At 62.4% G+C, this 10,856-nt stretch carries 12 protein-coding genes and 1 pseudogene; all 13 read left to right on the top strand.

Going from position 1 to position 10,856, the window contains the following annotated elements; translation table 11 throughout:
- Positions 1 to 771, top strand: coding sequence for a DUF4123 domain-containing protein (locus H3221_RS16325; protein ID WP_196477187.1), 771 nt, complete (start codon positions 1 to 3; stop codon positions 769 to 771).
- Between the two features lie 29 nt (positions 772 to 800).
- Positions 801 to 1,331: a DUF3304 domain-containing protein gene (locus H3221_RS16330; RefSeq protein ID WP_196477188.1), complete on the top strand. Its 531-nt coding sequence runs from the start codon at positions 801 to 803 to the stop codon at positions 1,329 to 1,331.
- Positions 1,319 to 3,802, top strand: a complete 2,484-nt coding sequence (locus tag H3221_RS16335; RefSeq protein WP_196477189.1) for a T6SS phospholipase effector Tle1-like catalytic domain-containing protein — start codon at positions 1,319 to 1,321, stop codon at positions 3,800 to 3,802. The genes H3221_RS16330 and H3221_RS16335 overlap by 13 nt, the downstream gene beginning before the upstream one ends.
- A gap of 31 nt (positions 3,803 to 3,833) precedes the next feature.
- Positions 3,834 to 4,373 (top strand): DUF3304 domain-containing protein, encoded by a 540-nt coding sequence (locus H3221_RS16340; protein WP_196477190.1) that lies wholly within the window; start codon positions 3,834 to 3,836, stop codon positions 4,371 to 4,373.
- The gene (locus H3221_RS16345) at positions 4,361 to 4,930 is read left to right on the top strand and encodes a DUF3304 domain-containing protein (RefSeq protein ID WP_397428072.1); all 570 of its coding nucleotides are present in this window, start codon (positions 4,361 to 4,363) and stop codon (positions 4,928 to 4,930) included. The genes H3221_RS16340 and H3221_RS16345 overlap by 13 nt, the downstream gene beginning before the upstream one ends.
- Entirely contained in the window at positions 4,918 to 5,487 is a 570-nt protein-coding gene (locus tag H3221_RS16350; RefSeq protein WP_397428073.1) for a DUF3304 domain-containing protein, read from the top strand. Before H3221_RS16345 ends, H3221_RS16350 begins: the two co-directional genes overlap by 13 nt.
- Positions 5,475 to 6,044, top strand: coding sequence for a DUF3304 domain-containing protein (locus H3221_RS16355; RefSeq protein WP_318011457.1), 570 nt, complete (start codon positions 5,475 to 5,477; stop codon positions 6,042 to 6,044). Before H3221_RS16350 ends, H3221_RS16355 begins: the two co-directional genes overlap by 13 nt.
- Entirely contained in the window at positions 6,032 to 6,601 is a 570-nt protein-coding gene (locus H3221_RS16360; RefSeq protein WP_196477191.1) for a DUF3304 domain-containing protein, read from the top strand. Before H3221_RS16355 ends, H3221_RS16360 begins: the two co-directional genes overlap by 13 nt.
- A gap of 53 nt (positions 6,602 to 6,654) precedes the next feature.
- The gene (locus H3221_RS16365) at positions 6,655 to 7,170 is read left to right on the top strand and encodes a DUF3304 domain-containing protein (protein WP_196477198.1); all 516 of its coding nucleotides are present in this window, start codon (positions 6,655 to 6,657) and stop codon (positions 7,168 to 7,170) included.
- A gap of 206 nt (positions 7,171 to 7,376) precedes the next feature.
- Positions 7,377 to 7,928, top strand: a complete 552-nt coding sequence (locus H3221_RS16370) for a sterol desaturase family protein (RefSeq protein WP_196477192.1) — start codon at positions 7,377 to 7,379, stop codon at positions 7,926 to 7,928.
- Positions 7,929 to 8,376: 448 nt separating this feature from the next.
- A complete protein-coding gene (locus H3221_RS16375) occupies positions 8,377 to 8,634 on the top strand; it encodes a PAAR domain-containing protein (RefSeq protein ID WP_196477193.1) in 258 nt (85 codons plus the stop codon).
- A gap of 104 nt (positions 8,635 to 8,738) precedes the next feature.
- Positions 8,739 to 9,767: a hypothetical protein gene (locus H3221_RS16380; RefSeq protein ID WP_196477194.1), complete on the top strand. Its 1,029-nt coding sequence runs from the start codon at positions 8,739 to 8,741 to the stop codon at positions 9,765 to 9,767.
- Positions 9,754 to 10,856, top strand: a pseudogene (locus tag H3221_RS16385) (ImcF-related family protein); the annotation flags it as partial. The gene H3221_RS16380 and the pseudogene H3221_RS16385, both read left to right, overlap by 14 nt.

Here is a 10,856-nt window from a genome sequence, read left to right on the forward strand (position 1 = left end):
ATGCACGACTCGCTTGTTACCCAATGGATAGACCTGCTCGAAGCGGCCTGCGCCGAGGTTTCCACGCAGTACCTCGATCTCATCATCGACCAGGCCGCTGGCGAGCGGCCGCTGATTCCGGTGATAAAGGCTGTGCATCCGCCGCTGCCCTGGCGCTCGCTGTTCCGCGGCCTGCCCGAGGAAAGCGCGGAGGAGTTGGCGCCACTGCTGGTGCGAGTTGACCTGCAGCACCCCATTCAGCGTGCCTGGCTGCAGGGCCTGCTCAACGAAGCGGCGGGCAAGCCACAGGTTCTGGCGTTGGCCTCCACCTGGTCTTTCGATGCGCTGGCCAACTACCTTGGCCGCTGCCTGGAGGCCCGCAACGGCGGGCAAGTCGGCCTGCTGCGTTACTACGACCCACGCCTGTTGCAGCTGCTGATCCGCGATGTGCTCGCACCTGAGCAGCGCCGCCAGTTGCTGCGCCCTGCGGTGTTCTGGAGCTGGCCGGACCACGACAGCCTGCCTCAGCGCCTGCTCGGCCTTGGCGAGCAGGAAGAAAGCGCCGCCGAGTTCGAACTCATCGAGCTCAGTGATCGCCAGATCGACACCCTGATGTGCGCCAGCGATGCCACCCGCGTCATCGCCAAGCTGGACGCCGCCGTCAGGGTCGGCCGCACTGCTCAGCAGCACTTCCAGCTCGGCTATGCCGCCATGCGCGAAGCCAGTGCCGCCAACCTGCTTACCGATGAACAGCGTGATGCCCTGCTGCGCCAGCGCCTGGCCCAGGCCTGAAACTTTTTCCCTTGGAGGATATGGACGTCATGCACACCCCAACCCTGCCCAGTTTCGCCATCGCCCTGGCCTTGCTGACCACCGGCTGCGCCACGGCACCAACCCCTGTGCAGGCCCGCAGCGGCAGCATCGATGCCATCAACCACACCCACTGGGCCATCAACCGCTTCAGTATGAATGGCCGAAATGCCGTGGACATCATCGGTCCTTATCAGGGCGGTGGTGGCGCCTGCTGCTTCTCTGTGCCGTCGCAATGGAAGCCGGGGATGACGGTGCGGGTGGATTGGGAGACCGGCGTAGGTGGAACCAAGGGGTTTCCTGGCTACGGCGACTGGCCGAAATTCGTTGCATGGGCAGAAAAAGGTAACGCCCAAAAGCGCCAACACAGCCAAGTCGTTCCGGTTCCAGACTACAGCGGCCAGGACGCCTGCGGCATCACCGTGCACTTCCTGCCCTGTGACCAGCTCAAGGTCACCACCTCCTGCCTCACTTACAAGAACCCGGACTACCCGATCAAATTACCGCTGGAAATGCCGGAGCCCGCCTCATGCCCGAAGTGAAACCCCTGGCGAAGGTCTCCCTGCCGCCGCAGTTCCCCGTGCAGGGGCGCCTGCCGGACCAGGCCCATATGGTGGAGCTCAATCTCGCCTGCCAGCGCGACCTGGAAACCGCCTACCACGACAGCCTGTGCCGGGCGGCCGGGCACCGTGTCACACCGCCGTGCTGCAAGACGCTGCACATCAGCCTGTTCTTCGATGGCACCGGCAATAACCTGAACAACGATCTGTACCTGTCGCCGGTCGCCCACCCCACCAATATCGCCCGTTTGTTCCGCGCCACCATTGGCGCTGGCTATGCCGGCGGCACCACGTTCAGCAAAGGGGCTGACAGCCTGCTGGATGAAGATGGCGTAGGCGCCGGCGAGTACTACAAGTACTACATGCCCGGAGTCGGCACGCCGTTTCCCGAAGTGGGCGACCTGAACTACACCACCACGGGGTTGGCGCTGGCCAGGTATGGCGAGGAGCGCATCAACTGGGGCTTGATGATGCTCATCGATGCCCTGAAGCGCGCGTTGCAGCAAACCAAACTCACCCAGGTGGGGGCGGCGGTCCAGGCCATGGGCGCCTTTGCGGACATCGGGGGTTCCGCCAACCGTCGCCGCGAATTCGACCGTCAACTCAAGCTGCTGGGTGGCCCGCTGAGGTTGGCTCTGGAGCAGCCGGCTCCGGGGCACCCCAAGCTGCTGGGCCTGAAGCTCTATGTCTACGGCTTCTCCCGTGGCGCGGCAGCAGCGCGGGCTTTCGTCAAATGGCTGAGCGAGTTGCTGGTGCAACCCGAACCGGGTCAGACCCTCGAGCCTTATCTCGCGGTGGGCGACCTCAGGTTGCCGGTGAGCATCGAGTACCTCGGCCTGCTGGATACCGTGGCCTCGGTGGGTGTGGCCCACGTGGCGCCCATGGCCGACGGCCATATGAGTTGGGCCAGTGGCACCATGGAACTGAGCAGCGAAGACACCCACCCGGCGCTGATCAAGCGCTGCCTGCATATCGTCGCCGCCCATGAGCAGCGCCTGTGCTTCCCGCTGGACTCCATTCGCCGCAGTGATGGCCGGTACCCGCGCAATAGCATTGAGGTAGTACATCCGGGGATGCACTCCGACCAGGGTGGCGGCTATACGCCGGGTGTACAGGGGAAGGCAATCAGCAAAGATGATCGCATGTTGCTTTCGCAGATTGCTCTGAACGACATGTTCTCTGATGCATTTGCAAATGGGGCGCCATTCAAAGTTCCACCTACAGCCTTACCCACGCATCTACAACATGAGCGATGGAGGTTCATGGAGCCAGAGTCAATACGAGAATTTGACTCCTCTCCAGAGCTCATCACCCGCTTCAACGCCTGGCGCGAACTCACCCTCGGCCTGCCTAACGCCCCGCAACCACTGCCCGCCGATCAGGTGCATCGCTACACGCCTGTTCTCGGTAAATTCCCGGTCGAAGACGTGATCCGCGACCAGATGGGCTGGATCACCGCCTGGCGCATCGATCGCTATGCCTTCGATACCCTGAAGCATTGCACCTTCTACCAGAAGGCGCCGGATGGCGACGGCATCAAGGCCAACCGCGAAGCCTCCCAGGCCAGGCGTGACAAGGAGCAGCAGGGGGTAGAAGAGCGGCGCAGGCAGGCCGAGGCCGAAGCGCGGACCACGCCCAACGAAGAACCCGAGCCGCTGGAGCCGGGCGTCCGTGACTTCGACCCGGAGATGGACCAGACCCAGTTGCGCGAGGCTGCCCAAGAGTTTGGCCAGGACTACCGCAATACCCGGCGCGAGCCCTCCAGCGTTTCGGAGTGGGTGCTGCACAGCATCCCGATGCAGGCCATCTACCTGCTCAACGGTGACGACGAGCGGGTGGAATACCTGCACATGAAGCAGCTGGGCCAGCAGCGCGTGCGCATTCTGTTTCCGCCACCCGCGGGTAAGCAGAACTTCCTCAGCGAAACCGAGCGTGGCGAGGTGGATGAAAGCCTCAACGCCGAGCAGCCCAGCGGTCTGGTGCGCGCGCTGTTCGACGACCAGGTGCACGATTCGCGTGCCTGGTTCCTGCATTGGGCCCTCAAGGGCACCCGCGAGCCCTGGAACAGCTACTTCCGCGAACGCATGGTGTACTTCGGCAGCGAGAGCAACAAGGAACTGTCGTTGCTCAGCGTGGCCGGCGGCATTGTGGGCGCGGCCATGATCGTTGGCGGTGTGGTGCTGATCAAGAAGCAGAAGGGCTGGGCCGGCAAACTGGCCATGGCCGGTGCGCTGTCGCGGTTCAACATCATCGACCTGCGCAATGGGCTGCCGCTGCCGATGCTGGCCAACGCTGCCGAACTGCAGGCGCCCACCACCCATGTGGGCGAGTTGGTGGCCCAGCAGCGCACGGCCATCACTGCCTTGCGCCTGCAACAGGCGCAGCAGGCCATCGATGCACGCTGGGAGGCTTTCCTCAGTCAGGCCAAGGAGCAGGTCGATGCCGAGATTTGAACACGTCCTTTACCTGCCAGGAGCGCGTGCCATGCCTGCACTTCGCCATGCCGTCATGTTCGCCGCTGCCCTGGTTGCCGCTGGCTGCGCCACGGCGCCAACCCCGGTCCAGGCCCGCAGCGGCAGCATCGATGCCATCAACCACACCCACTGGGCCATCAACCGCTTCAGTGTGAATGGCCGAAATGCCGTGGACATCATCGGTCCTCATCAGGGCGGCGGGGGTGCCTGCTGCTTTTCCGTGCCGGCGCAATGGACGCCGGGAATGACGGTGCGGGTGGATTGGGAGACGGGAGCGAGCGGCGTCAGCGAGCTTGCCGATGAATTTCCTGGATACGCAGACTGGCCGAAGTATGTGGCGTGGGCCAAGAAAGTTAACGCCCAAAAACGCCAACACAGCCAGGTCGTTCCGGTTCCGGACTACAGCGGCCAGGACGCCTGCGGCATCACCGTGCATTTTCTGCCTTGTGACCAGCTCAAGGTCACCACCTCCTGCCTTACCTACGACAACCCGAACTACCCGATCAAGTTACCGCTGAAGATGCCGGAGCCCACCTCATGCCCGAAGTGAAGTCCCTCGTCCATCGGCAGCGCACCATCGTGAGGACTGTTCGCCATGCCGTCATGTTCGCCACTGCCCTGGTTGCCGCTGGCTGCGCCACGGCGCCAACCCCGGTCCAGGCCAGCAGCGGCAGCATCGATGCCATCAACCACACCCACTGGGCCATCAACCGCTTCAGTGTGAATGGCCGAAATGCCGTGGACATCATCGGTCCTTATCAGGGCGGCGGAGGTGCCTGCTGCTTTTCCGTGCCGGCGCAATGGACGCCGGGAATGACGGTGCGGGTGGATTGGGAGACGGGCGTAGGTGAGGCTTGGGACTTTCCAGGCTTTGCTGACCGAGCTAAGTACGATGCATGGCTTGAAAAGATTGACGCTCAAAAGCGCCAACACAGCCAAGTCGCTCCGGTTCCGGACTACAGCGGCCAGGACACCTGTGGCATCACCGTGCATTTTCTGCCCTGTGACCAGCTCAAGGTCACCACCTCCTGCCTGACCTACGACAACCCGAACTACCCGATCAAGTTACCGCTGCGCCTGCCGGAGCCCACCTCATGCCCGAAGTGAAGTCCCTCGTCCATCGGCAGCGCACCATCATGAGGACTGTTCGCCATGCCGTCATGTTCGCCACTGCCCTGGTTGCCGCTGGCTGCGCCACGGCGCCAACCCCGGTCCAGGCCCGCAGCGGCAGCATCGATGCCATCAACCACACCCACTGGGCCATCAACCGCTTCAGTGTGAATGGCCGGAATGCCGTGGACATCATCGGTCCTTATCAGGGCGGCGGAGGTGCCTGCTGCTTTTCCGTGCCGGCGCAATGGACGCCGGGGATGACGGTGCGGGTCGAGTGGGAGACCGGCTCCGCATATACCGACGGATTTCCAGGGTTTGCCGACGAGGCCAAATATTTAGCCTGGGAAAGGAAGGTAGTTGCGCAGACACGCCAACACAGCCAGGTCGTTCCTGTTCCGGACTACACCGGCGAGGACGCCTGCGGCATCACCGTGCATTTTCTGCCCTGCGACCAACTCAAGGTCACCACCTCCTGCCTGACCTACGACAACCCGAACTACCCGATCAAATTGCCGTTGAAGATACCGGAGCCCACCTCATGCCCGAAGTGAAACCCCTCGTCCATCGGCAGCGCACCATCATGAGGACTGTTCGCCATGCATTGCCGTTCGCCGCTGCGTTGCTTGCCGCTGGCTGCGCCACGGCGCCAACCCCGGTCCAGGCCCGCAGCGGCAGCATCGATGCCATCAACCACACCCACTGGGCCATCAACCGCTTCAGTGTGAATGGCCGAAATGCCGTGGACATCATCGGTCCTTATCAGGGCGGCGGGGGTGCCTGCTGCTTTGCCGTGCCGGCGCAATGGAAGCCGGGAATGACGGTGCGGGTGGATTGGGAGACGGGAGTTGGATACTCCTTTGATTTCCCAGGCTATGAAAATCGCGAAAAGTACCTGGAGTGGAAGCAGAAGATCCGCTCACAAAAGCGTCAACACAGCCAAGTCGCTCCGGTTCCGGACTACAGCGGCCAGGACACCTGTGGCATCACCGTGCATTTTCTGCCCTGTGACCAACTCAAGGTCACCACCTCCTGCCTGACCTACGACAACCCGAACTACCCGATCAAGTTACCGCTGCGCCTGCCGGAGCCCACCTCATGCCCGAAGTGAAGTCCCTCGTCCATCGGCAGTTCGCCATCGTGAGGACTGTTCGCCATGCATTGCCGTTCGCCGCTGCGTTGCTTGCCGCTGGCTGCGCCACGGCGCCAACCCCGGTCCAGGCCCGCAGCGGCAGCATCGACGCCATCAACCACACCCACTGGGCTATCAACCGCTTCAGTGTGAATGGCCGAAATGCCGTGGACATCATCGGTCCTTATCAGGGCGGCGGAGGTGCCTGCTGCTTTGCCGTGCCGGCGCAATGGAAGCCGGGAATGACGGTGCGGGTGGATTGGGAAACCGGAGTGGGTGGAACCAAGGACTTCCCTGGTTTTGCGGATCGAGCTAGGTACTTAGCATGGGCTGAAAAAGTTAACGCCCAAAAGCGCCAACACAGCCAGGTCGTCCCGGTCCCCGACTACACCGGCGAGGACGCCTGCGGCATCACCGTGCATTTTCTGCCTTGTGACCAACTCAAGGTCACCACCTCCTGCCTGACCTACGACAACCCGAACTACCCGATCAAGTTACCGCTGAAGATGCCGGAGCCCACCTCATGCCCGAAGTGAAGTCCCTCGTCCATCGGCAGCGCACCATCGTGAGGACTGTTCGCCATGCCGTCATGTTCGCCACTGCCCTGGTTGCCGCTGGCTGCGCCACGGCGCCAACCCCGGTCCAGGCCAGCAGCGGCAGCATCGATGCCATCAACCACACCCACTGGGCCATCAACCGCTTCAGTGTGAATGGCCGGAATGCCGTGGACATCATCGGTCCTTATCAGGGCGGCGGAGGTGCCTGCTGCTTTGGTGTGCCCGCACAATGGAAGCCGGGGATGACGGTACGGGTCGAGTGGGAGACCGGAGCAAGCGGTGTGAGTGAGTTGGCTAAGGAGTTTCCTGGGTTTGCAGATGAAGTTAAGTACGACGCATGGCTTGAAAAGGTTAACGCCCAAAAACGCCAACACAGCCAGGTCGTTCCGGTTCCGGACTACAGCGGCCAGGACACCTGCGGCATCACCGTGCATTTTCTGCCTTGTGACCAACTCAAGGTCACCACTTCCTGCCTGACCTACGACAACCCGGACTACCCGATCAAATTGCCGCTGGAAATGCCGGAGCCCACCTCATGCCGGAAATGAACTACCGATGGCCCTGCTATCAGGCGCCCCCTCCCAACTCGGGTCGTTACGCCAAGCCGATGTCAGCAGCGCTGATCGTCCCCCCATGACTGGAACCTTTGGCGCTGACCACCCAATGACCCTTTTGACGCACGAGCCTCGATGTGGGCTCTGATTTTCTGCTTTGCCTACTCCGAGTGAGTGGCCATAACCACGGAAGATTGCACATGGCTGTATCCAATCAATGGAAGATGTCCTCGCTGGCTTACTTTCTCGACTTTTTCACGGCTCCACTGTTCGTTCTGGCTGCCCTTTATCTGGGGCCTTTCCACTGGGTCCAGGCCGTCTGCGGGCTGTTGCTCTGGTCTCTGATCGAGTACCTGACGCACCGCTTCCTGTTTCACACCTGGTATCGCCGCGAGCACTGGACACACCATTTGGATGAGCTGGCGTACATCGGCATTTCCAGTTGGAAAACCAGCGCGGTATATGCGGCTCTCCTGGTGCTGGCCTGGGCCGCTCAGTTGACGTCCGCCTATGCCGGCCTGGTAGTCGGGTACTTCCTGTACATCTCGCTGCACTATGTGATGCACCGCCCCAGCCACTGGTGCTACCGCTTCATCCCTCTGCTGGTGGCGAGTCACGATTTGCATCACCACAGAGGGATCGAGAAGAACTTCGGGGTGTCTTCGCCGCTTTGGGACGTTGTGTTCGGCACCTACATTGCCCGGCTACCCGATGAAGGGACCATGGCCTCTGCGAAGGAGGGCCGGTCTTGATCAGGCTTCGCTCGGTGCTCTGTCGACGATGCAGCACCTTATTGAAACTCAGGGGATTGGCATCGAGCCTCAGTGGCTGCGGCAGCCTGCATGAGTGGGCCGAGCATCCCGACAGGAAAGCTACCGGTGAGTGCTACGAGGGCACCTGGCGTGACTATCAGTACCTGAGAACTCCAGCGAATGGCGCCCGTTCGAGCATCTATCAGTGTTTTCTCGGGGGCTACCTGACGGTGGCGTGTGCAGTGGGCAACCTGGTCCGCTTGCTGGTGGGCTTGATCGTGGATACCGCCCATCTGCTCCATGACATGCCGCGCTATGAGCAGATCAAGAGCGGACAGTCATGTCTCATCAGATCGCCAATTTCCGCTTCTGTATTACGCCGCGTTTCCAACCCCGCGATGCCATTGCCTCAGTGCATTGATGCCCTAGCGTGCCTCAGGAGCTGGTGATGAAAAATATCGTGCGTAAGGGCGACACCCTGCGTCCGTTCGGCGGCGTGGTGCTGGAGGGACACTACGAGTGCGACGGCCTGCCGATGGCTTGCGAGGGCGACGCCGTACATTGCAATAAACACGGGATGACCCGCATCGACGAAGGTAGCAGCCTGATGCAGGCCGACGACCGGCCGGTTGCCCTGGATGGGCACCGCTGCGCCTGCGGTTGCACACTGGTCAGTTCGCTACCTGATTCCTCGGTCGAGCTATGAACGTGCCACCACGGTTTGCCCCTTATCCCGAGGTACGGCCGCCGTCTTATGCGCGCTGGCTGGCTGCTGGCACCACGTTGCTTGCTCTGTTGGGCGCCGCGGGCGTGTTTCTGCGCCCGTTCATGGCGCCAGAGGGCACTGCGCTGCTCGCCGCTGCGGCATTGCTGATGTGGCTGTCGGTACTGCTGCTGCGGACTCTGTACTACCGCGTGAATCGGCACAACGCACAGGTGTATGAGCTGGAGGTCGCCGAGGTGAAGCGTGCCTGGTGGATGCGGTATCGCCAGCAGGCAGGTTTGCGGCAGTGCCTGCTGCTGGGCGCAGCGGGAAGTACGGCGGCACATTGGCAGCAAGTGCTAGCCCGCCAGCAACGCCCGCCGGTGCCGGTCAAGGAAGGCGAGGGCAATGCCCTGCGGTTGCTTTCGATCTTTGGCTCGGACAGTACTGAACGAGAAGCCCAGTTGGCACACTTGCTGGCCATGCAATGGCGTGAACAATTGCCCGCGACTCTGAGCGAGGCGCCGTTGGCCTGCTACTGGCTGGGCTCCATTTCGGCGTGGGCGACCTTCGTCGCGGGCATCAGCGAATACTGTCCCGATTTGCGCCTGCCTGCCCAGGCTCAGGCTTGGCTCGCTCAGGAGACGCTGGAGGCCGTGATCGAGCGTTTGCAGGATGCTCCGGAGCATGCGTGGATCCTCTGCGCGGGGTGCCGCTCGCTGCCTGCCGGGAAAGACTCTGCACTCCCCGCAGGCGAGGCAGCGGTGCTATGGGTGCTGGGCCGCCCCGACCAGGGCGTCAGGTTGGGCCGGGGCGAGTGCTACGACGTGGGCACCGATGCGTTGGTCGACGTTGCTCAGCAGGCGTGCAGTCAACGTTACCTGGATGCGCCTCCTGAGATGTGCGTGTCGTTCTCGCAACGCGATATTCCTGAATTGTCTGAGCTGGACTGGCGTCTTTCCGCTCACCTACAGGACGTCTATTGGGGCGACCTGGGTGATCTGGAAGCCATGGTTGTTCAGACCCTGGCTGCCTTGCATGTCCAGCATCAGGGCAGTCCCTGCGGTTGGCTGGCGAAGTCGTCCTCCCGTTCGTTGATCCTTGGTGTAGTGGGGGCCTCATATGAATCTGCCTGAAGTCAAATCTCTGTCGGTCTGGCGCAGTGTATTGCTGCTGGGCTTGGTATTGGCCGTGCTGGTGTTGCTGGCCGCCGGTGTCTGGTGGTTTGCCGAACCGCATCGCCTTGTTGATCGTGCAACGCTTCAGCCCTTCGCAATCAGGGCGTTTGCCCTGTGGGGGCTGCTGTTCTCTGTCTCAGTGGCCGTTTGGTCGCTGACGCAGATGGGGATCAGTAAGCGAGTACGCCAGCATTCGCCGAATTCTGGCAAGGATAAGGTTGGTAGCCTGGCAACAGGCCAAACCCTGTCAGGCGAAGTACGCGAGCAGTTGCGCAATGGCTTGGGACTCTTTTGGCGCTGGCACGTTCGTGTATTGCTGGTGGTAGGCGAGGCGGACGAGATCGAGGCTGTCGCGCCAGGGCTGGCCGCGGCCAAATGGCGTGAAGGCCAGGGTACGCTGCTGCTGTGGGGCGGCAGCCTGAACGGCGACTGGGAAAGCGAATGGCCGGAAAGCCTCCGCCAGTTGTCCTGGCGGCGCCCGTTGGATGGCATCGTCTGGGCGTTGACTCCCGAGCAAGCCGACAATGTGGAACTGCTGGGGGGCGGCGTTCGGCGTCTCCAATCCATGGCTCGCCAATTGCGCTGGAAGGCACCCCTGTACTTCTGGCAGGTGCAGTGCAGCCGATGGTCGCAGGATGGCCGTTCACGTCAGTCGGTGGGCTGCTTGTTGCCGACGGCCGTCACTGCTCCGGGCATTGAAAGCGCCTTGCGTCAGTTGGTGATACCGCTGCGCGAAAGGGGCCTGGAGCAGATGAAGCAGACACGGACCAACGATTTCCTGCTGCGACTGTCGCGAGACCTTGAGTCGAACGCTATCGGCAAATGGCGCGACGCTCTGGCGCCCTTGTTGCCGAGTTTCGCGCGAGGCGTTCCCTTGCGCGGGTTGCTATTCGCAGCGCCGCAGAAGCCTGCGACCGAGTCAACGCTCAAGCACAGCTGGTGGCCGTCGCCGGAATGGGATGCCATCCGTGACGACCGGCAGATGCGGGCAAGTACCTGGGGCTGGACCTGGCTGCGCGGCCTGCGCGCCGGCGCGCTCTGCCTCAT

The organism is Pseudomonas chaetocerotis, from assembly GCF_015712105.2.
Lineage (GTDB): Bacteria > Pseudomonadota > Gammaproteobacteria > Pseudomonadales > Pseudomonadaceae > Aquipseudomonas > Aquipseudomonas chaetocerotis.